The 20,058-nt window shown below is 56.1% G+C and carries 20 protein-coding genes and 2 pseudogenes; 11 read left to right on the plus strand and 11 right to left on the minus strand.

What is annotated here, in order from left to right:
- Positions 1 to 46: 46 nt before the first annotated feature.
- Positions 47 to 1,018: a DUF932 domain-containing protein gene (locus LFL96_RS01100; RefSeq protein WP_280997085.1), complete on the minus strand. Its 972-nt coding sequence runs from the start codon at positions 1,016 to 1,018 to the stop codon at positions 47 to 49.
- Between the two features lie 132 nt (positions 1,019 to 1,150).
- Positions 1,151 to 1,915, minus strand: coding sequence for a hypothetical protein (locus LFL96_RS01105; protein ID WP_280997087.1), 765 nt, complete (start codon positions 1,913 to 1,915; stop codon positions 1,151 to 1,153).
- 224 nt (positions 1,916 to 2,139) lie between these two features.
- On the opposite strand from LFL96_RS01105, the gene LFL96_RS37035 reads away from it, so the two are divergent.
- The 4 genes from LFL96_RS37035 to LFL96_RS01120 are packed head-to-tail and all read left to right on the plus strand — an operon-like array spanning position 2,140 to position 5,506.
- On the plus strand, positions 2,140 to 3,060 hold the full coding sequence (locus LFL96_RS37035) for a recombinase family protein (protein WP_348638404.1): 921 nt from the start codon (positions 2,140 to 2,142) through the stop codon (positions 3,058 to 3,060).
- Between the two features lie 57 nt (positions 3,061 to 3,117).
- Positions 3,118 to 3,702: a hypothetical protein gene (locus tag LFL96_RS37040; protein ID WP_348638405.1), complete on the plus strand. Its 585-nt coding sequence runs from the start codon at positions 3,118 to 3,120 to the stop codon at positions 3,700 to 3,702.
- Positions 3,699 to 4,586, plus strand: a complete 888-nt coding sequence (locus tag LFL96_RS01115) for a plasmid partitioning protein RepB C-terminal domain-containing protein (protein ID WP_280997089.1) — start codon at positions 3,699 to 3,701, stop codon at positions 4,584 to 4,586. Before LFL96_RS37040 ends, LFL96_RS01115 begins: the two co-directional genes overlap by 4 nt.
- Positions 4,586 to 5,506 (plus strand): plasmid partitioning protein RepB C-terminal domain-containing protein, encoded by a 921-nt coding sequence (locus tag LFL96_RS01120; RefSeq protein ID WP_280997090.1) that lies wholly within the window; start codon positions 4,586 to 4,588, stop codon positions 5,504 to 5,506. Before LFL96_RS01115 ends, LFL96_RS01120 begins: the two co-directional genes overlap by 1 nt.
- 202 nt (positions 5,507 to 5,708) lie before the next feature.
- Here the strand turns inward: LFL96_RS01120 and LFL96_RS01125 are convergent.
- From LFL96_RS01125 to LFL96_RS01135, 3 genes and pseudogenes are all read right to left on the minus strand, one after another.
- Positions 5,709 to 5,885, minus strand: a pseudogene (locus tag LFL96_RS01125) (4-hydroxyacetophenone monooxygenase); the annotation flags it as partial.
- Positions 5,886 to 6,115: 230 nt separating this feature from the next.
- On the minus strand, positions 6,116 to 6,379 hold the full coding sequence (locus tag LFL96_RS01130) for a PAAR domain-containing protein (RefSeq protein WP_280997092.1): 264 nt from the start codon (positions 6,377 to 6,379) through the stop codon (positions 6,116 to 6,118).
- A gap of 11 nt (positions 6,380 to 6,390) precedes the next feature.
- Positions 6,391 to 6,609: pseudogene (locus LFL96_RS01135) on the minus strand (hypothetical protein); the annotation flags it as partial.
- Positions 6,610 to 6,759: 150 nt separating this feature from the next.
- Here LFL96_RS01135 and LFL96_RS01140 point away from each other — a divergent pair.
- The 4 genes from LFL96_RS01140 to LFL96_RS01155 all read left to right on the plus strand — a co-directional run bounded on the left by LFL96_RS01140 (position 6,760) and on the right by LFL96_RS01155 (position 9,007).
- Positions 6,760 to 6,990, plus strand: a complete 231-nt coding sequence (locus LFL96_RS01140; RefSeq protein WP_280997095.1) for a hypothetical protein — start codon at positions 6,760 to 6,762, stop codon at positions 6,988 to 6,990.
- 467 nt (positions 6,991 to 7,457) lie between these two features.
- Positions 7,458 to 7,775: a helix-turn-helix transcriptional regulator gene (locus tag LFL96_RS01145; protein ID WP_280997097.1), complete on the plus strand. Its 318-nt coding sequence runs from the start codon at positions 7,458 to 7,460 to the stop codon at positions 7,773 to 7,775.
- Between the two features lie 10 nt (positions 7,776 to 7,785).
- Entirely contained in the window at positions 7,786 to 8,601 is an 816-nt protein-coding gene (locus tag LFL96_RS01150; protein ID WP_280997099.1) for an ImmA/IrrE family metallo-endopeptidase, read from the plus strand.
- Positions 8,602 to 8,809: 208 nt separating this feature from the next.
- The gene (locus LFL96_RS01155) at positions 8,810 to 9,007 is read left to right on the plus strand and encodes a hypothetical protein (protein ID WP_280997101.1); all 198 of its coding nucleotides are present in this window, start codon (positions 8,810 to 8,812) and stop codon (positions 9,005 to 9,007) included.
- Between the two features lie 96 nt (positions 9,008 to 9,103).
- On the opposite strand, the gene LFL96_RS01160 is transcribed toward LFL96_RS01155, so the two are convergent.
- From LFL96_RS01160 to LFL96_RS01175, 4 genes are read right to left on the minus strand one after another with little or no spacing between them, the layout of a single operon-like run.
- Complete coding sequence (locus LFL96_RS01160) at positions 9,104 to 9,505, minus strand: very short patch repair endonuclease (protein WP_348638406.1); 402 nt, start codon at positions 9,503 to 9,505, stop codon at positions 9,104 to 9,106.
- A gap of 7 nt (positions 9,506 to 9,512) precedes the next feature.
- Positions 9,513 to 10,610 (minus strand): hypothetical protein, encoded by a 1,098-nt coding sequence (locus tag LFL96_RS01165; RefSeq protein WP_280997103.1) that lies wholly within the window; start codon positions 10,608 to 10,610, stop codon positions 9,513 to 9,515.
- Positions 10,607 to 11,920, minus strand: a complete 1,314-nt coding sequence (locus tag LFL96_RS01170) for a DNA cytosine methyltransferase (RefSeq protein ID WP_280997105.1) — start codon at positions 11,918 to 11,920, stop codon at positions 10,607 to 10,609. Before LFL96_RS01170 ends, LFL96_RS01165 begins: the two co-directional genes overlap by 4 nt.
- Entirely contained in the window at positions 11,917 to 12,255 is a 339-nt protein-coding gene (locus LFL96_RS01175; RefSeq protein ID WP_280997107.1) for a hypothetical protein, read from the minus strand. Before LFL96_RS01175 ends, LFL96_RS01170 begins: the two co-directional genes overlap by 4 nt.
- 432 nt (positions 12,256 to 12,687) lie before the next feature.
- On the opposite strand from LFL96_RS01175, the gene LFL96_RS01180 reads away from it, so the two are divergent.
- Positions 12,688 to 13,917 (plus strand): DUF262 domain-containing protein, encoded by a 1,230-nt coding sequence (locus LFL96_RS01180; RefSeq protein ID WP_280997109.1) that lies wholly within the window; start codon positions 12,688 to 12,690, stop codon positions 13,915 to 13,917.
- 6 nt (positions 13,918 to 13,923) lie between these two features.
- Positions 13,924 to 14,631: a hypothetical protein gene (locus tag LFL96_RS01185; RefSeq protein ID WP_280997111.1), complete on the plus strand. Its 708-nt coding sequence runs from the start codon at positions 13,924 to 13,926 to the stop codon at positions 14,629 to 14,631.
- Between the two features lie 509 nt (positions 14,632 to 15,140).
- Here LFL96_RS01185 and LFL96_RS01190 read toward each other — a convergent pair.
- On the minus strand, positions 15,141 to 16,853 hold the full coding sequence (locus LFL96_RS01190) for a TIGR04141 family sporadically distributed protein (protein WP_280997113.1): 1,713 nt from the start codon (positions 16,851 to 16,853) through the stop codon (positions 15,141 to 15,143).
- A 241-nt stretch (positions 16,854 to 17,094) separates the two neighbouring features.
- Between LFL96_RS01190 and LFL96_RS01195 the strand changes: the two genes are divergently transcribed.
- Positions 17,095 to 18,345 (plus strand): hypothetical protein, encoded by a 1,251-nt coding sequence (locus tag LFL96_RS01195; protein ID WP_280997115.1) that lies wholly within the window; start codon positions 17,095 to 17,097, stop codon positions 18,343 to 18,345.
- A 28-nt stretch (positions 18,346 to 18,373) separates the two neighbouring features.
- Here LFL96_RS01195 and LFL96_RS01200 read toward each other — a convergent pair whose 3' ends face one another.
- A complete protein-coding gene (locus LFL96_RS01200; protein WP_280997117.1) occupies positions 18,374 to 19,738 on the minus strand; it encodes a tyrosine-type recombinase/integrase in 1,365 nt (454 codons plus the stop codon).
- Between the last annotated feature and the right edge of the window lie 320 nt (positions 19,739 to 20,058).

Raw genomic sequence — 20,058 nt, forward strand, 5'->3', positions numbered from 1 at the left:
GGCAGGCAAACCTGACCGGGCCGAAGGTGAACGAAAGCGGCGGGGATTACACGACAAGCTTGAGTGCTTCATCCCACGCCCTCTGCTTGATGGTCGATCCCTGACCGAACCAGGCGGCGTCGCGCCGGTGATCGTCGCTGCGCGCGCGGCGGTGGTGATCGACGTACTCCGTGACCGCATTGAGGAGCCCCCAGGCCGTACCGGAGGCGGACGCGAGATCCGCACCCTTGCCGCGTCCGGCGTAGAGCTGGCCGACCGCCTTGATCGCACGTTCGTTGACCGCGAGCGCGTCGCGATCCGTGAGATTGGCCGTCGGGTAGGTCAGTACGCGTCGCAGGAACGTTTCGGCGGCTGCGTCCGACACCTTGCGTTCGGCCAGCGCTTTGGTCCGCGCCATGAATGCATCCCATGACGAGATCGCGATGCCCAGCTGGCGCTTGACGGCCTGGGCGTCAAACTGCGAGCGGTGCGGAACCTTGACCGCGGCGCCCGCGTTATCGCCCAGTGCGATTTGCAGCGTGTTATTGCAGACCACACGAACCGACGTGAACTGGGCGGTCGTGGCAAGCGAGCCGTCGCAGGCTGTCGCCAGAAGAAGGTACCCATTGACCTGATCGCGTCCCTTGAGCGTGGCACTCTGACCGGTTCGGGCGAGCGCCCACAGCTTACGGCCCTCCTTCAGGACGCCCGCGGTTTCGAGCTGGAAGCCACCAACCTCAGTGAGGTCGCGGTAAAACTCCAGGATTTGCGAGGGTTGTACGACCTGATAGCGTGCGGAGACGACGGACAGAGGTGCTTTTGTATCGCTGCGGTACAGCACCTTCTGTTCCGGAAAAGGGTGAATCGAGCCGAGACTGCTGTTGCCGGCGGCGACGAAGCGCACTTCGGCTTCCTTGATGCTCCAGTCCATGCCCGCGGCTTTGGCCCACATTTCGAGCGGCTGCTTCGGGGCAAGCCTGTTGCCCAGACCATGCCAGGGCTGTTCTCCGACGTAGGCCATGTTTTGTACGAGATGCATGTTGTTGAACTCCTGGGGAATAGAGAAACGGCATAAAGCCCGGCAGAAGCCGGACAGGGTTTGGATCAGCGAAATGAAGCGGGGAAATGCGGGGAAAGGGGAGCAGAGGGCGAATGACGGCGACGATTGTTGTTACCGGCCGCTGAAGGCAAGACCACATGAGAGGCATCGGTAGTTGTCGAGAATGTTGTCGTCAATGGCTGATCCGACGGCGGAGCCGGCCGCGCAACCTGCGGCGCTGCCGACCAGACCGGAGATCACCGCGCCGGCAAGGCCACCAAAGATGGTGCCGATGGGACCGACGATGGAGCCGACGGCCGCGCCGGTTTCCGCGCCGGCGAGCGCCGCGGTCATCGCTCCTGTCGCTCCCGCCACACTGCCGATGGTGCTACCCGCCTTGCGGGCGCGGTTGCGCGTGTCGATGCAAGAGGACTGGCAATGCGGACAACGCAGGGTGTCTGCCGGAGAAGACGGCGCTGCGGTGGACGAAGGGGCCGTTGTACTGTCGTGCGGTTCGCGGGTGAACGAGCCGAACATGTCACGCAGCTCATCGTGTAACGCGTCACGCGATTCGTCACGCACGTTGCCGGTGTGTGTCGGCGCAGCGAGGGATGCTTCCTGGTCGGCGGACGGTCGTGCGGCATGCGGGTTTTCATCGATGTCGATGGAGGCATGAGCGACGTGTTCGTGCCAGTACGCGTTGGCTTCGCACTCGTCCAGTTCGTTGGGCGTTGATGTAGCGTGCTGTGCCTGGCGGGCACTGGGACGCGGGCTGGCGGGAGACGTCGGAACGGGCTGCGGGCGGTTGATGGCCGCGAGCGAGCGCAGACCAACGACAAACATGATGACGAGCGCGAGCGTAAGGACGGCGGGCAGAACGAAAGTGGTGAGATTCACGTGTACTCCTGAGCGAAGTGCGCCGATGCGGGAGTGCATCGACGGAGCGGCCTTGATTGGCCGTGCTCAGGGTGGTGATATGGGGCTGAGAATTAATGGATTCGACCCTATGAATTATTTCGGCTGCTTAAGTACAGGTTCGCAACAAGCTCCTTTCCCGGCCATCAAACTGTCACGAATTCGGCGAAGGATTAGCGTTCAACGTCGATCGCTGGAGTACGATCATGCGGCATGCCATGACGGTTGAAGAAGCGAGCGGGGGCAGGAAGATCCCGGTTGCGCAGTACACGCGCATGTCGACGGAGCACCAACGTTACTCGACCGAAAATCAGGCGCAGTTTATCGCCGCATTCGCGAGCGAACACGGCATGGAAATCGTGCGGTCGTACCAGGACGACGGAAAAAGCGGGCTGAACATTGAAGGTCGAAAAGGTTTAAAGCATCTGATTCAGGACGTACAGCATGGGCAAATCGATTTCGTCGCAGTACTCGTGTATGACGTCAGTCGCTGGGGCCGCTTTCCGGATCCGGATGAAGCCGCAGTCTATGAGCAGACGTGCAAGCGCAACGGCGTGCAGATCATCTACTGTGCGGAGCAGTTCGGAAACGACACCTCGTTAGGTTCGACTCTGCTCAAGAGTCTCAAGCGCAGCATGGCGGCCGAATACAGCCGGGAACTTTCGGTCAAGGTATTCGCGGGCCATCGCAACCTTGTTCAGCGCGGTTATCGACAGGGCGGTGCACCCGGTCTGGGCCTGCGCAGGCAACTGATCGACGAGCACCACAACATCAAGGGGCTCCTCCAACGTCGTGACACGAAAAACATTCAGACCGATCGCGTGGTTCTGGTGCCGGGACCTTCAGAGGAGATTGCGACGGTACACCGTATCTACCGACTGTTTCTCGAGCAGGGGATGCCGGAACGGGTAATCGCATCACTACTGAATCGTGAAAACGTGCTGACTGACTACGGTCGACCTTGGACCAGAGGAACGGTCCACCAGATTTTGACGAACGAGAAGTACATTGGTAACAACGTCTACAACCACACGTCGTACAAGCTGAAGATCAAGCATGTCCGGAATCCTCCTGACCAATGGATCCGCAAGGAGGGGGCGTTCGAGTCGATCGTTCCCTTGGACTAGTATCTGAAGGTACAGGCGGTCATCGCAAGTCGCTCGCATCATCTCGACGATGGTGAAATGCTCAAGTTGCTGGCAGGGATCCTGGAGAAGTACGGGGCGTTGTCCGGGTTGATCATCGATGAGGAAGACTGCGCACCATCAAGTGCTGCATACCGATCGCGGTTCGGTAGCTTGCTGCGCGCATACAACCTGATCGGTTTTCTTCCCGGACGCGACTACTCCTACCTTGAAATCAACCGGGCCCTGCGACAGCGACATCCTGAGGTATTGACGGAAATACAGAGCGGCATTGAACAGGTTGGTGGTTTCGCTCATCGCGATCGCGAAACGGACCTTCTCAACGTGAACGGGGAGTTCAGTGCATCGCTCGTTATTGCGCGATGCAAGCCGACGCCAGCAGGAAGCTACCGCTGGCGGATCAGACTCGATACAAGCCTGTCACCAGACATCACGGTCGTTGCCCGCATGAATCACGACAACACCGCGCCGTTCGATTTTTATCTTCTTCCATCGATCGACTTCACATCAGCCTTCCTGCCTTACGCCGAGCGCAACGGGTTTGCGCTGGATGCGTACCAGTTCGAGACGCTCGATGTCTTCTATCTTCTCGCGGCACGCGTGCCGCTCGCGGAGGCCGCATGAACAGCGAATCCGGACAGATTGTGATGATTCCCGTCGATGCAATTACGGTGGTCAATCCGCGAGAGCGAAACAGGAGGACTCATCGCGAGATCACCGAGAACATCCAGCGCGTCGGATTGAAACGGCCGATCGAGGTGCGACGTATGCCCGGCAATTCCGACAGGTACGCGCTCGTGTGCGGTCAGGGTCGGCTGGAGTCCTTCAAGCTTCTGGGACAGACGGAGATTCCTGCCATCATTCTCGATGTTGATGAGGAGACCGGGTACATCATGAGCGTGGTGGAGAATGTCGCCCGGCGCAATCCCCCGGCGAGCGAGATGCTGGCGCAAGTCGACGCGTTGCGCAAGAAGGGATATTCAGACGCCGAAATTGGCAAGAAGATCGGTTACACGGCGTCGTGGGTCAACATGGTGGGAACGCTGCTGGAGCGTGGGGAAAAGCGCCTGCTTGCTGCGACCGAAGCCGGGCATATTCCATTGCATCTGGCGATCGACATTTCCCGGGCGAGCGATTCCGAAGCGCAGCATCTATTGCTTGAAGCTGTGAACAGGGGCGAAATCAAGGGAAAGAAGGTGACGACGATCCGCCGGCTTCTTCAGCAACGCGTGCGGGTCGGCAAGGCAGTCGGTGAGCAGGCCGGAGGGGGCGCTAAACGAAAGAAGCTTAGTCCAGAAGATCTGATGCGGTTGTATCAGCGGGATGCGGAAAAACACAAGCTGATTCAACTCAAGGCAGAGCGCGTGAGCACTTCCCTGCTTGTTGTTAACGAGATTTTCAAGGAACTGTTCTCGAATCCGGAATTCGTAAGCGTGGTGAAGGCAGAAGGTTTGATGACCGTCCCTCAGCCATTGGCCGAGGCGGCTAGCCGCGGAGGGCTCGTGTGATGGAAAAGTCTCGCGCGAGAGTCGTGGAGTGCGGATTCAATCGCGAGTGGTTTGACATACCACTCGCGGTGCTCCACCCGTCGAAAGCGTTACCGGCCAGAGTGAAAGATAGTGCCAAGTATGCGCAGATCAGGTCATCGGTAGAGGTAATCGGGCTGGTCGAGCCCGTTGTCGTCATCCCGCACTCATCCACTCCCGGCCATTTCTCGATTCTCGATGGCCATCTTCGCGTTGACGCATTGAAGGAGATCGGAAAGGCGCACGCCCGTTGTCTGATTGCGAAAGATGATGAAAGTCTCACGTACAACAAGCGCGTCAGCCGGCTGGCCGCGATCCAAGATCACCTCATGATTTTGCGGGTGTGCGAAAGCGGCGTATCAGTGGAGCGGCTGGCCGCGGCGCTCGGATTGTCGACCAACACGATCAGAGACCGTTTCAGAATGCTGGACGGAGTATGCGACGAGGCGATCAAACTGCTATCTGACAAACGGGTACCCCATCGCATTTTCAAGATCCTGCGTCAAATGAAGCCGTTCCGCCAGGTTGACGTGGTGCACGCGATGATTAACCTCGAAAACTATTCGGGAAAATTCGCGCTGGCGATGCTTGAAACTACGCCAGACGATCAGCTTGTGGAAGGCCCGAGGGAGCGGCCAGCGAAGAGTGGGGCGCTGGAGGTAATCCGGCGTCTGGAGCGCGAGCTGGCTGTGTTGCAGGCCGACACCAAACTGTTCGAAGAGAACTATGGCCCGGACAGCCTGAAGCTGGTGGTGATCAAAAGCTATGTTACCAACCTGCTCGACAATGCTCGCGTAGTACGGTGGCTGGCCCAGTTTCGCGCCGACTATCTGCAGCAGCTACAGGCGATTGCCGAGGTAAAGACGTTGACACCGGATAGCCGTGGCGAGAAGGCGGCCTGACACGACCTCCGAATTGGGTGCCTTGTGTCATACACCGCATTGTGCGCGGATTGACACCTTTAGCAAAAAATTTCAGTAGCTGACCGTAGGTCTCGTGCGCGGTACGTCTGCGCTGCGATGGATGCTAGCGTCAGGTCGGTCGTCACTTACGTGGGGGGATCCGAGACCACGAAAAACTCCTGAGTGAAGTGAGCCGATACGGGATTGTGTCGGCGGAATGGTGCGTGCCGTCGGTGGTTACGACACAGTTCTCGACGATTTCGCGGATCGCGCTCGTCACGACGTCGACGTTGAGCTAGCAGAGCGCGGAATCGTAGTCGCTCGACAGCAGTATGCGCTTGCATCCGAGCTGATAGCCGGGCGTGAGCTTCGCGCGCAGACCTGACATCACGAGAGGCCCTGGATTGGGTCTGTAGTTGATTCGAATTCGTGCCCCGTGCGCATCGGAAGCAGTACTTCGCATCGTGCCCCTGTCAAATGGTGTCGAGCAGTTCGAAGCGATCGCGGGCGAGTTTGCGTCGGACCAGGTCGAGTTCGCCGTGCCCAATCAAACACATCCAAAAGTCGGGAAACATCGGACTATCAAAACGCTGTCGGGCGTATGGCGGCTCATTCGCGCCCCGAGGATACGAGGCTGGAAATCAGTACTGCGCCACAGGACGTCTTGTGCTTATCGAAGGCCGCGGGTTTGCCGTCCACCACGAAAGTCGGGTCCCCCTCGACAATGACGCAGGCCTGATGTCCCGCGATAGGGCACACGCACAGGTCGCCTATCCTGGCTACCTGACGACCCATAACCTCGCTCACGGCGCTACCACAGATTACTTTCCCGCCGTGGCTCGTCGCATCGCCTACCCGAATAATGCCGCGCATCGCTTTCTCGTTCAGTACGAATAGCCCTGCACCTTGTAATCCGTGTCCAGGCGACGGCCCCACCACGGCAGGTAGGCGTTGTTCTCGCCACGAGCGCGGAACCAGTCGCTGTCAGAATTGATCGGCGTCAATCTCGACGGTGGGACGATTACGACGGCCCTCGGGTGTTCGGCATCTGTTGTGCCTGCAACCAGCACATTGCCGCCCAGATGGTTTGCTCGACCGATCGCGTGTTGATTTGCACCGAATCCTGACCCAGGAGCGGCCATGCCCTCATGAAATTGCGCGGTGAAGGCAGGTTCTCCCATTACGTATTCGCTTCCGGTTTTTCTACCACATTTGTGGTGCAGTAACCGGAAGTCAACTTCTCGGGCGCACCCATGCTTGCGACGGTTATTTTCCACGAGCCAGCCGATGTCGATGCTCGCCTTGCGCTATTGCAGCTCGATCGGCAGGTGCTGATTGATTCGCTGGTGCAGGCGAACATGTATCGGGCGCGCCTCACACCCCATCATCCCAATCTGTATCGGCATGCGACGTTGACTAACGAAACGGTCGCCGCGTTGCGGGATTTTCTGGTGCCTCGTGGGTGTGTGGGTAAAGCAGGATGAAGGAAACTACGAGCTGGTCGTAAATTCTGAGCTGAATCTGGCAATCGCAGTTGCGTCTGGAGATGTTGGGACGGGGAGGAGGGACCAAACGCCTTCGAATAAGAGCGAGAAAGGGCCGCGCACTGCTAAAGCCGTTGATGACAACAGGACAGCCGATCTGTTTCCTGAGACCTTGCCCGCTGTAGAAGACGAGGTACGGAGTCTCGATACGTGGATACTCTTACACCGGCTCGAAGGCGGTGAGATTCGCCTCGAGCTTTCGCGACCGAACGGCTACGATTCGACCGAGCGTTGCGTTACGTCATGGTCGGAGCGCATTGTGCTCGGGTCGATCGAGCTTGATGGCGATTCCACGCCACTTCCTATCCAGCAACTACCCGACGTTGATTTCGTCGTTAGCCGTAAATCTGCCTGAGTAATCGATGTTTAATGCAAAGCGTTTCTCGTTGGCAAGGCGGCGGCGAGGCATGACCAAACGCGAGATTGCTGAACGCGTTGGCGTCAGCGAGCGGTCAGTGTCTGCCTATGAAAAGGGCGATCAGGAGCCCGATCCGTCTAATGTGCGGCGTATTGCGGCGGTGCTGGAATTCCCGGAAGCTTTCTTTTTTGCCGGTGACCCAGAAGAATTGACGGACGGCGTAGCGAGTTTTCGCTCGATGTCCAAGATGAGTGCTCGGCAGAGAGATAGCGCACTTGGCTCGGGAGCGATCGGTTTGCTACTGAATGAATGGTTGGAAAAAAAACTTCAACCTGCCTGGACCCGACCGGCCGGATCTGGGCCGTGAGCCCGGCGCCTTGACTGACCCTGCACCGCGCGAAGATTTTAAAGAAAAGACTCCTTTTCCCTCGCGATCGACTGCGTACGGCCCAGAGGCAGCGGCTGAGGCGTTCCGCTCCCACTGGGGACTGGGTGAACAGCCGGTCAAGAATATAATTGCCCTATTGGAATCAAAGGGTGTACGCGTTTTTTCGCTTGCGATTGATGCGAAAGAAGTGGACGCTTTCTCCATGTGGCACGGTGGCAAGCCTTTCATGTTCCTGAATACGTACAAATCGGCGGAACATTGCCGTTTTGACGCAGCGCATGAGCTTGGACACCTGGTTTTGCACCGGCATGGGCAAACCCAGGGACCCGAACTTGAGCGTGAGGCTAATGCGTTTGCATCAGCGTTCCTGATGCCTCGTAAAAGTGTGCTTGCCCACGCACCGCGCGTCGCTACGCTACCGGGGCTGGTGCGCGCAAAGCACTATTGGAAGGTGTCAGTCGCTGCATTGAATTACCGATTGCACGCACTGGGTATGACTAGCGACTGGATTTACCGCACGCTATGTATTCAGTTGGCTGAGGCCGGCTATCGAACGAAAGAACCGGAGAGCGCAGCACACGAAAAATCGCTTACGCTGGAGAAGGTCTTCAAGGCCCTTCGGGACGAAGGAACATCGAAGGCGGATGTCGCGAGTGCGCTTTCTATTCCGCTCGGCGAAATAAATGCATTGACGTTTAACTTGATGCTAGACATTCTCACAGGTGGCGGGGAAGGCGGCGGTACGCAGACGAAAGGGCAACGCAAGATAGTTAAGCTGATTCACTCGTCGGAGCGTTCCAGTTAGCATAGTGCTCGATGTCGTCAGGGGATCTACGACTATGGTCTTGTCGGGTGCGAGAGGGCGTTTGAGGTATCCGCCAACTAAGCATGACTGGGTTGTTTCTGCCGGTCGACGGTTTGGGGTATTTGTGCTGGCGTTCGCGTTGTGCGTGTAATCGAGCGCGTTACCAAGCAGTCTATTGCGGTTCTCTCGATGAAAAAGGGGCGAAGAGATGAAGCAGCCAGGATTGGATGGTCGCCATCGTGATAAGAATGGGCAGATCGAGCAGAAGCACGGCAACACGAAGAACAAGAACTTACCGCAGCCGATTCCTGGGTTCGGTCCGAACACAACGCTCAAAACGATGCGGGATAAAACCGGCGAGACGAGTGAAAAGGGTATCCGAGAGGCGGTCAAGCGCAAGCGCTGATGGCATGTCAGCCGTAAGGTGTGGAGCACACACGTCTGGTCGGGGCACCTAAAATGGCTCCTTGACCGTAAGGATGCCGTTGCTGAGTCGAATCCATCACGGACCGCTCATGAAGGCCGCGATTTTGGCGATCAGTGTTGCTCTGTCTCGAAGCTCACATTCCCATAGTGTCAATACCGACCATCCCAGTGCGTCTAGGCTCTCAGCGTGAGCTACGTCACGCAACTGGTTACCCACAATCTTTGCTGACCAGTAGCCTTCATTCGATTTCGGGCGTCGCGCCCCCTCTTCGCAATTATGTCCATGCCAGAAGCATCCATGTACCAAGATGGCTTTCCGTTTGCCTAAGAAGGCAATGTCTGGTTTTCCCGGCAAGTCTTTGCGGTGAATCCGATAGCCTGTGTGACCGAGTTCCCGCAGCAGTTTTCGCACAGCAAGCTCGGGCGCGGTGTTCTTGCTTCGGATCCGCCGCATGTTCTCGCTTCTGCTAACAGCCATACACAGGTCAGGTTGCTGCGCAAAGTTCGGAAAGCCAGCGTTCCAAGCTGATCAACCGTCCATCGTCAATATATTTGATGACATGCTGCATTGAATCAGCTTCGCCTCTTTCGGCGTTAAGCTGTCCATACGTGGCTTTAATGGCGTCCGTACTGATATGTACAACGTGATTGAACATCAATGCGTTGCCGGAGAGCTGCTCGCAGGCACGCATCAGACGAGCTGGGTCAAATTCGTTAGTCACGAACACATATTCGAAGGGCTTGCGGTCTGATTCCGCGGCAATGTAGTCGGCAAAGTCCGTCGTGAATTGTTTTTCGCGGTCTGCCCGCACGCTCCATTTTGCTGTTACGAGCGTGCGCATTCCTGGGCGAATCGCTGCAACATCGACTTTGTTGGGCTTGTCGCCAGTGCGGGCTCGGTTGAAACCCGGAAGTTCGTGGAGGGCCCGCCGCGTGTGAATTTGCAGATCGTCGCGGCGGCAGGTGCGTCGGATGACCTCCGAAAGCACATCTTCAAAACCTTCGCCTACCAAGTTTTTGCGTTTATTGTCGAGCGTAAGATATTGACGGATCCGCTGGACGAGGAGACCCCAGACTTCGGGCGATGGCTCCGTGTTCAGATGATTGCCTAGCATCTCTTTTACGATAGCAACAAGCTCCGGATCTTCTCCAGGACGAGGAAACCCACGCCCTTCGTACGGCTTGCGTTGCGCTTGCGCCCTTGCTGTGATTCTTGCGGCCTTGCGGATAACGTCGGCTGCCAAATCTTCTGCTGCTCGCAAGAAAAGCCAGTCGATGTGCTTCGCGAGCTCGTTCGGTGATGTTTCCAGGGCATCGGAAACCCACTCATGAAAGGCAAGAGACCTTGCGTACCAACGCTTTCCCGGCTGACTTTTATCGCTCTCGTAGCAGTGCCCAAGCCCCGTTGTCTGATCGACCCACAGGAGTAACCGATAGACATGCGCCCAAGCCTTGGCAGGCGTAATGTCGGCGGCATTCTGCTCAGAAAAATACGCGTCGATTAATCGCAGCCGATTCTTGGCGCCAAAGGCTGATTTAACTGCCCCATTATTTTCAGTTTGCTGATTTTCTTCTGCCATCATGCTCGCGCCTTGGTCCGGCGTCGCTGTTGCGGAAATGCAGCGCTTAGTTCTGCGAGAAGTCTTTGCGCTACTGCACGTGCAAGTAGGGGAGGCACGGCATTGCCCACTTGCCTGTATCGAGAATGCGCGGGGCCACCGTCATGGCGGCCATCGATCATTCCTCGACGAGAGTCCGTGGTGAAGACAAATCGGTCGGGAAACGATTGCAGACGTGCAAATTCCCGGACCGACAGCGCTCGAGCTACCGCGTAGTGGTAGACGGAATCGCCCTTCGTGTTTAACGTCCAAGCCCAAATGTCTGGATGTAGCCGTCGGTAGGCATAGAAGTGTCGTCGTGACAATTTGCCAGAGCCGTTGCTTTGCCCCCATTTTTGACCAGTTAGGTAACGTTCCAACAGTTCCTCTTCAAGATCTCGATAGTTGCCGCCCGGAGGAATTCCGTTCAGCCGCAACTCAGTATCTGCATTGATCCGTGGAACTTGAACATTCATCAAGATTTTGCCGGAACCCTCGCGCATCGCACGCTGGTATGCACTATTCGGCTTGCCGACCTGGCTATATGGCATAGCGTCGGCGCGGTTGCCCGTGGGAAGGCTGACTAGATCGCCGATCGCTTCGGCGGCAGTTACTGCAGAGAGGTTGTCGAAGTTGGACAACGCTTCGCCCGTCCGCAAGCTTCTGATGTGCTGTTGGACAACTACCTGATACCTAGGTTTTCGCTTCCCAGTGAACCTCGTCAGCGCGATTGATTCGGTCGCTCCGGATCCGTTCAACAAGGGCACGTCCATACCCGTTCCTGCCCGGACACCGATAAAGAGGAGTCGTTTTCTTGTCTGCGGAACGCCAAAATCAGCGGCGTCGAGAATCTGCGGATGCACGTTGTACGCACCGTCTAGAGAGAGGTCAGTAGCGATTTGCTCGCGGACTCCCATCTGGTCCATTCCTGTGACATTCTCGACGACGAACGCTGGGGGTAGCGTCTGCCCTAGCACATCGACGAACTCTCGATAGAGACTGTTTCTCGGATCATCGATCATTCGCGTATGGTTGCGGACTTGTGAAAAGGCCTGACATGGCGGTCCACCTACCAGTACGTCTGCGTTTCGCGCTACGGAGAGAATTCGTTCTTTTATGTCTGTCGAACGAATATCGCCAGTGATAACCGTGGCCTCGGGAAAATTTGTCGCGTAAGTCGCCGTCGCGTCCGGGTCGTTATCTGACCCGGCGACAACTGCGAAACCTGCTTGCCGGAATCCCTCCGACAAGCCGCCTGCGCCGGCGAAAAGATCTACCACCTTGAACGGCGTCATTTGTTTTCCTCAAGCAAGCTTATTTGTCGCGGGGTAGTTCGTGTCTTTCGAAGCGCAGCCGCTCGGTCGGGACGCGCTTTTCGCACTCTGCCGGTTACGTAACCTTCGGTTTTGACGATGAACGTAGCAGCACCGAGGTTTCGCAAAAAGGTTGCAAGCTTCGTGAGATTGGGAAAAACGCGAGCGCTGCCTCGTGCACTGGCGAGAATTCTTTCGGTGCCGCCGTAGCCAATCGTGACAACGAACCCGCCTTCCCGGCCTACGGCAGCCACGGAGTCAATGGAGTTCGCGACAAGCAATTCGCGGAATGTCGCCTCGACGATTGTATTTTCCACCGCGCCGGTCCGGTCGGCAAATAAGATCAATAATACCTGCAGATAGCATTATTTGTCGATCCCAAGATTTGGCCGCAAATGTTTGCGAATCGTTTACGTGGATTGGGCCGAGAGTTCGCCCATGTCATCCGCACGCCGGTAGTAGTAGTTGGACTTCCGTCGCTATGCTTTTTGTAGCCGCTTGAGAGGGCGCTGTTTGCTTTCAATACAAGATGTTTCGATTTTTGCCGTTAACCGTTTTTACTGCCATCGCATTTGCGGGTCGCGCGGCGAGCGTCAATGGGGTTGAGGGGGCGTAGGGCTCAAGTTCCCAGCCTTTGTGGTGAGAGCGGCCGCCACGCATACTGGCCGGGCACGTTTCGTGGCGCTTGTTCTTGCTAAACTTCCCCCACCGAACGGAAATTCACGGCCAACTACTGGTACCGAGCCAACATGACCACAAGAAGATTGAGCAGGTCGACTCATGCAATTAACCTTGAGATCGAACAGTCCGATGAGTACGACGAGATTGCTGACGAGCAGGAGGAGCCGCTGCTTGAGGCGGTGTCCGAAAGCGCTATTACGACCACTGACTGGACGGTTGAGACTATCGTTAGTCAGATTCAAAAGGGCAACATCGACCTTAGCCCACAATTCCAGCGGCGATTCGCGTGGACGGACCTCCGGCGTAGCCAGTTCATCGAGTCGCTCGCGCTCCGCTACCCAGTGCCGCAGATAGTGCTTGCGCGTGATCCGTCGCAAGCGAACAAACTATTGGTGCTCGATGGAAAACAACGCTTAATGACACTCGCGCAATTTTTTGGCGTCAAGAAAATTGGGCGCACTCCACTCACCCTTGAGCCGCTCAAATTAACCGGATTAGCTATTAAGAAAGATTGGAACGGCCAGACACTGTCCTCAATTAAACGCGGTGTTAAAAATCGTAAGTTAGTGGAGGACCTAGCGGTACTCGAGAACGCTACCATCCGCTCTGTCGTGGTATCGAGTTGGCAGTCAGAGGAATTTTTGTACAGTATCTTTGTGCGGCTTAACCAAGGAAGCTTGCCGCTTTCGCCGCAGGAGCTACGACAGGCGCTGAAACACGGCCCGTTCACGTCCTTCGCTGACGATTATTCGGGCAAGAGCGTGGGTTTGCGGAAAATACTAGGGCTGAAGGGACCTGACTTCCGGATGCGTGACGTGGAACTATTCATCCGGTATATAGCGTTTCGGTTGAGGGCGTCTGCCTATCGCGGGAACCTAAAAGTGTTTCTCGACGACACCTGCGATTTCTTGAATCAAAATTGGATGGAACAAAAGGCGGTGGTAGAACAGGAATGCAGGAACCTTGAAGCCGGCATAACCATGGCCCTCGAGGTCTTCGGCGAGGAAAATGCGTTCAGAAAATACCTGAAAACGGGTTACGAGACAAGGTTGAATCGAGCGGTGTTTGACGTCGTCGCGTACGCATTGGCCGAGCCGGATGTCTGCAAGGCACTCAAGCAACCAGCAAAGGCGAAAAAGTTAAAGAGCGAATTTGAGCTCCTGTCACTAAATCCACAGTTTAGGAAATCTGTTGAGAGCACAACCAAAAGCCTTGATGCGACTAGAACTCGGTTCACGCGTTTTATCTCGATCGTTAACAAGGCTACAGGTTGCGACATCACATTTGGCCTGGAGTAACGGATTTTGGACGCGCTTGTGAGGCCATTGGAAAAATATCAGCGTAGGCTGAAATCTCTCGAACATTTGATTGAAGGTGGTGTTGGCATATCGAAGCGGGGCGAACCTTTGCCAGAAAAAGAGTTGGATAAAACGAAGGCATTTGTGATCCTTGCTTATGCAGAAACAGAGGATTTCATCGAAGGCTGTTCGCTGTATCTTATCGCAACCATTGAAGAACTTTCTGTGCGCATAAAAGGGGAGTTGAAAAAAGGAAAGCCGGTTTCTAATAAGCAGTTTGCCGGGACCTTGAAGGGCTGCTTTGGAAAGCTTGTGCCTAGTCAAGACAGGCGTAGGAAGGACCTGCTTGACGTTTGCGCGATGAAGCCGGTCGTTGATATTAACGCTGCGAATCAGGCGTTTGCGTTTGCGCGTGCGTGCCTCGCGGCAAAGCGTAATGAAGTTGGAAAGAATAACGGACTGAATAAGGCGGACCTGAGCAAACTTTTCGATAAGCTGGGTTTCGATACAGAGGAAAATTTCGTCAATCTACGTAACGATCTCGACTTACTAACAACGAAACGTTCAGGCTTTGCCCACACCGGTGCTGGCTATCTGGTAAGTGCTGCGCAACTGTTGCCGGATCCCATTGCGGAGCGGAATTTCGTTCAGCAGCTTAGTCGAGGTATTGAGGAATTTGTCACCGCTTTCAGCGTGTTGCCAGTGCTTGAATGAGTCGATGTCCGATATTCGACCCAGAGAGATTTATATCACGGTTACACGATCACATCTTTTAGATGACGGTTGCATGCCGGCCTATTGGTCGATGGCTGGTCTAGGGGGGCAGCGCGACTCCTCTCGCGAAAGCGAAACCCTTGGGGCGATCGTCGAATCAATGGATCGCCCATCTTGCGCGCATCGCGTTTTGTGCGTATTCGACTGCCCGTAGCTACAGGATCGCTATCGCGTCCAACTTCGCCCACGTTCGGTCATGTCGAAGATGCCCATAGTGTTTATCGATCATCTCGGTTGACGTACCCGCCATAGGCGCGACTTCAAAATTGTCGATGCCGTTCGCGATCATCTCACTGATGGCCGTGTGTCGAAGTGAGTACATCGCGACAGAAGCAGGAAGCGGAGCCGCTTTGCCCTCTTCGCCAATGCATGTGTCGAAGGCTGGCATTGCCGGGCTGCCCTGGCCTTGACTCGCTCCCAAGAAATTACCTGTCGATCGGCGGCGAAAGTCATGCGGCGGGCGGGGTCGCAGGTGGGGGATGAATGCCTCCGCGTTGTGCGGTCTGTCTCGGCTTCCTCGCCGGCCTCGATGCTCCGGCCGCATTTCTAGCGGGCTTATAGTTGGCGGTTTTCAGAAAGACTGGATCGACGTCGATGCGTGCTAGCGCGACTCCGAAGCCAAGCCCGTTCAAGCCGATGATGGCGTTCTTGAGCGTGATCTTCGAAAAGAACGGCAGATCTTTTGGAAGATCCTTCGTGGTTGCGATGGCGTAGATGATCCGATAGTTCTCGGCCTTAGGACGCGCGAGAGGGTCGTCGAGCTTGATGCTGGCGGGGAGCTTTTCGTTGAGCTTGACCCGAAACTCCTCATGGCGCATGAAGGTCTCGGCCGACACGCTTCCTTGGGCGAAGAGGTGGCTGAGCGTGGCCGAGCTCCTATAGAGCTTCACGTGGATGAGATCGCGTCCGTCGCGCACGAGGTCGCAAAATTCGATCTTGTCGTAAGCGTTGCCAAACGAAATGTTTTTCTTGTCGAGCAGCTCGTATCCTGAGTTCTCCGTTGCGACGCTCGCGTTGTATAGCCCTTCATTGGCGTGTTGGTAGACGGGCATCTTCGCCGAGTCAACTTCGAGCCGCTTGAAGTGAGCGTCTATCTCATCGACGAACTTGCGGCTGACTTCATACCACAGGCCGTTGCGTAGAATAAAGGTCTCGTCGCCCATGGGGAGTTCCGCGTATAGGCACCGATAGGCCGCCCAGCTTTTGATCGACTGGTAGTTTGCATCGTTCACGTGGACGGAGATGGATCGGAGCAGTGTCGCGTTAGGTTTGTCGCCATGCTCGGCGATGTAGTCGAGCAACTGGTCGAGTTGGAGCGTGCGGTGGTGCGCTGTCTTGGACCGCTGGTCGAACGAGTAGCCGGACTGCTTTTCCCAATCGACAATCTCCGGTTCCCCAAGCCAGAGGTTCTCCGGTCGGGGATTGGATTGCAGGGCGTCGGTGAGCGCGTCGTCGAGGCATTCGATCATCGTTGAATCGCGGACTCGATGAACATTGTCTATCCAGGCGAATCGCTCGGGGAGCGGCTTGTCCCGGTGGGCCAGTGCCTCGGCCAGAATCTCTGGTAGGTCGTCGAGAGTCGCTGGTGGGTTGATGGTCAGCGCGTCGCGGCCACTAATGTGCTCGCCGAAGAGCGCGACCTCAGATGTGCCTGTGACCGCATGGACCATGTCGAGCTCGGGGTCGATATTCAAATCGAATATATCGGCGTCTCGCGAGCTTTGGCTCCGTATGTGCAACGAATTGACCTCGTGGCTCGCCTTGTCGAGGCTGCGCAGCTTTTGCGGGTCGATCGAATTGAGCGTCACACGCAAGCCGAAGTCCCGATCGGCGAGGTCAAGGTTGATGAGGTGGTGCCCCATCCCGAATGAGAGCGCGAAGACCGCGCCGGCGTGCCGGACCAGCAGGACGGCTCCCTCGGACCGGTTACCCTCGAAAAGATCGGGCGGCACGTCTTGGTTGCGGACGAGAAACGGAGCCCAGTCTGGCAATTTCGGACGCGAGCTTTTCTTGGCGTAAAGGCTGGCCTTTCCCTCGCTGATTTTCAAGTCAATAGGCGGCTTTGCTCGGTCGGTTTTGACGATTTGGTCGTCTTTCAGCTTCGCATCCCTGACCAGATAGATCGTAAGATGTTCTCGTTTGGATTGATGCTCTCTCATCATCGCCCCCGCCATCATTTTCTTTTTCCCGGCATCGCGCCCAGCGGGCGCGAAACTGAGTTTCGAAACAGTGCTCCCAATATGCGGCGATCGTCAATATCCCTCGACAAAATGCAGCCCCAAGGACTTGAAAGCAAATTGTGAGAAAGGATGACTCGTTCCGCCTACGCCCTTCTCTACCTTGCTACGTCGGTGGCTATGATCGAACGTAAACTTCGATTGCTTAGAACAAAGAGGAACGCCGATGGCAGACGCCGGGATTTCGACTTTATTCAATCGCGAGCAACTATTCGGGGAGGTGTGGACCGCTCCAATGGTGCGCGTCGGCGAGAAATACGGCATTTCTGGCGCCGATGTTCGGCGAGTATGTGACGCTCTTCACGTGCCGGTGCCTGCACCAGGGCATTGGACGCGCGTTGAACTAGGGCGTGCAGTAGCGCGGCCCGCACTTCCGCCTATGTCGGCACAACAAATTATGACGGCTACTTCGGCGATCGAAGCTGTAGTCGATCGTCCGAGACGGGGCGTAGGCGTGCGAACCCGCGAGCGGGCGCGGCGAAATGCCAGCGATTTGATTGAGACTGCGCAGGAACGGCAAGATTGGCATCGCGCTATCAAGGGATTGCGCGACCAAATGGCAAAAGACGCTTCTCGTGCCGATCGCCTTAAAAAGCGACATGAGTGGGAGCAGGCTCATCCGGGAAAGCGTTATCCACCTGATACCGCTGCCACATATGGAAGCTGGGAGTACTTTTGTGACGCCGGTCAACTGCTGCTGACTGCCACGCATCGCAAGCTTGTTGCACGTCTGTCCTTAGGTAGTTATAAACGAGGGCTGTCGGTGCTCAACATAATCTGCCATTCGGCAGGGCTTGGCGGATACGCAGTCGAGATGACAAATGGTGACGAGCGATTAAAGTTGTCGAAAGATGGCGCCTATGTTGAGATTCGCGTCACCGAAAAGCTGACTCGGGATACTCGATACCGTATCAACAGCTGGGACAAGTCTCGCGAACCCGTGCGAACGCTGACCCCCACTGGAAAGCTTGCGCTATTTGTCGAGCAGCAAGGCACAGGTCACACAGAGCTACCGGACCTTCCGGATCAACCGCTCGAATGCCAGCTTGAACGCATTCTTGCGGCCATCGACTATCGACATCGTGGCTCTCTCGAAAGGATCATCGAATGGGCCGAACGTGACCGGAAATGGAAAGAGGCTGAAATCAGTCGACAGGAAGATGAACGGCAGCGAAAGGAAGCAAAAAGGAAGGTCGAGGAAGAGGCTCGACGACGCGAAGCGTTGCTTCTAGAAGTCGAGAGTTGGCAACGTGCGGAACTGATCCGTGCCTATCTCGCGTTGCTCGATAGCAGGTTAGGAAGCGCTGCTCGGCCCGCGGACGGATACAGCGCTTGGCGCGAATGGGCGGCGACGGTTGCAGATGAGCTAGATCCTACCCGTCGCCGCGTGAGCAGCATGTCCACAGATCGAGACTAAGCCTGCCAAGAAGTGAAGCCGCAGTGTCTTAACTCTTTGGCTCGAACGAAATTTGCGCTTGCTCAAGCATCCAGGCTTCAATCTTGTCGTGCCACATGCGCAGCAGGTCGAGCGGGCGTCGGCGGTAGTGCTTTTCGGCGATTGCTGATGGCTTATGTCCTTGGATCTGTGCGACAACGCCGACGGGGACCTCCACCCACTCCGAAAGCGTGCCGAATGACCGGCGCAGTCCATGCAGCGAAATATGCGGCAAACCTGTTGGTTCCAACGCGCGATTGTGCGCGTGACGCGGTTCAGCTATCTTTCCGTCCGATGCTGTTTTGCTGGCGAAGACCCATTCCGATGGTTCCCATTGCTCACGTCTTTCAGCGAGGCGATTGGTTTGACGTTTATTGGGAGGTATCTCGTTCAGACGCTGAAGATGTAACAGTAGGCCCGAAAGATACGGAGTGAGTGGAATGGTCCGACCACCGGTACCTTCAACCTTATCGTTCATGGTCAAACTGCGCCATCGGAAGTCCACATCTTCCCAACGCAGCGCGGCCAGTTCTTCCCGACGGGCACCCGTGATTAAGAGCCCTTGAAGGTATGCGCTGATTACGGGGTTCGCAATGCTGCGCACTGCACTAAACCAAACAGACAATTGTTCCCGCTGAAGGCAATCATCTTTAGCGGCGCTACGAGGGAGAATGCCCTTGACCTTTGGCGAAGAATAAGCCTCGTGCAAGATGATGCCCGCGTACATCTCGTGCGTGTCACACCATCGAATGAATGCCTTGAAGAGGCCGAATGCATGACCGGCATTCGTTGGACCCCGAGGTATTTCACCCTCAAGCCACTGAGACATCGATGTTGCCGTTATGTCTGTCAATTTCAGCGGAATAAGCGGGGCCAATGGGCCGCGGACCTTTTCTTTACCGCCGCGTTTTGCAATGCCGCCGCCGGGTGACGAGAGGTTGATATGGTCGAGAATGTATCTCTCTGACCTAGGCTTCTTTGTCTTCGGTGAAATCTTCGTTCGCAGATGCTCCAGATACTGTTCCCACGCTTCGCCGACCGTCACATCCTGACGGTGCTTTGCAGCACGTCGAGCCTCATGTGCTGCCTTCTGCTCAGCCTCCTGTTCCCGCGGATCGATGCCGCCATCGATAAGCGTCTGGAGGCTACGTGCGCGCTCTTGCGCAACATCAATCGTCCAACTTCTCGGATCGCCGATCGTCATCCGCACCGTCGAGCCGTGGATCTTCCCTTGAAAAATGTAAGCTTTTGCACCGCCTGATGTAGCGCGTAAACCTAGCCCTGGGGTCTTGCTGTCCCAAAGAAACGATTGTGATTTACCTTCGGCGCAGCGATGGGCTTCTACCCGCGCCGCAGTGAAATTGACCTTCGCCACCGAGCCTCCTGTTTATGAGTCGGCAATCCCGTGTAACCGCTGTGTAACCCGATTATGCGGTAGCGAAGGTATTTAGATCAACGTGTATGGATGATTGGTTTTGGAATAGTTGTTAAAATACAATGGGTTGTGGGTGTTAATTGATGTCAATCTATCCGGGTGACTCCTGACTTGTTCGTATTCGCAATGCGAAGGTCGGGAGTTCGATCCTCCTCCTCCCAATAGATCAAAACGTCTGAAAAAGGCTAAAAAAATCCCGGCAGCATAAGGCTGCCGGGATTTTTTCGTTTACTGTCGCCGACAATCTCTCGCGCATGGTT

Origin of the sequence: Paraburkholderia sp. D15, assembly GCF_029910215.1 — a bacterium.
Taxonomy (GTDB): domain Bacteria; phylum Pseudomonadota; class Gammaproteobacteria; order Burkholderiales; family Burkholderiaceae; genus Paraburkholderia.

Bases quoted from the DNA above. Each gene is read 5' to 3' on its own strand.
- LFL96_RS01180 (WP_280997109.1), top strand. From the start codon at position 12,688: ATGACCACAAGAAGATTGAGCAGGTCGACTCATGCAATTAACCTTGAG.
- LFL96_RS01120 (WP_280997090.1), top strand. From the start codon at position 4,586: ATGGAAAAGTCTCGCGCGAGAGTCGTGGAGTGCGGATTCAATCGCGAG.
- LFL96_RS01155 (WP_280997101.1), top strand. From the start codon at position 8,810: ATGAAGCAGCCAGGATTGGATGGTCGCCATCGTGATAAGAATGGGCAG.
- LFL96_RS01130 (WP_280997092.1), bottom strand. From the start codon at position 6,379: ATGCGCGGCATTATTCGGGTAGGCGATGCGACGAGCCACGGCGGGAAA.
- LFL96_RS37035 (WP_348638404.1), top strand. From the start codon at position 2,140: ATGCGGCATGCCATGACGGTTGAAGAAGCGAGCGGGGGCAGGAAGATC.
- LFL96_RS01170 (WP_280997105.1), bottom strand. From the start codon at position 11,920: ATGACGCCGTTCAAGGTGGTAGATCTTTTCGCCGGCGCAGGCGGCTTG.
- LFL96_RS01165 (WP_280997103.1), bottom strand. From the start codon at position 10,610: ATGATGGCAGAAGAAAATCAGCAAACTGAAAATAATGGGGCAGTTAAA.
- LFL96_RS01100 (WP_280997085.1), bottom strand. From the start codon at position 1,018: ATGCATCTCGTACAAAACATGGCCTACGTCGGAGAACAGCCCTGGCAT.
- LFL96_RS01190 (WP_280997113.1), bottom strand. From the start codon at position 16,853: ATGATGAGAGAGCATCAATCCAAACGAGAACATCTTACGATCTATCTG.
- LFL96_RS01160 (WP_348638406.1), bottom strand. From the start codon at position 9,505: ATGGCTGTTAGCAGAAGCGAGAACATGCGGCGGATCCGAAGCAAGAAC.
- LFL96_RS01195 (WP_280997115.1), top strand. From the start codon at position 17,095: ATGGCAGACGCCGGGATTTCGACTTTATTCAATCGCGAGCAACTATTC.
- LFL96_RS01140 (WP_280997095.1), top strand. From the start codon at position 6,760: ATGCTTGCGACGGTTATTTTCCACGAGCCAGCCGATGTCGATGCTCGC.
- LFL96_RS01115 (WP_280997089.1), top strand. From the start codon at position 3,699: ATGAACAGCGAATCCGGACAGATTGTGATGATTCCCGTCGATGCAATT.
- LFL96_RS01145 (WP_280997097.1), top strand. From the start codon at position 7,458: ATGACCAAACGCGAGATTGCTGAACGCGTTGGCGTCAGCGAGCGGTCA.
- LFL96_RS37040 (WP_348638405.1), top strand. From the start codon at position 3,118: ATGCTCAAGTTGCTGGCAGGGATCCTGGAGAAGTACGGGGCGTTGTCC.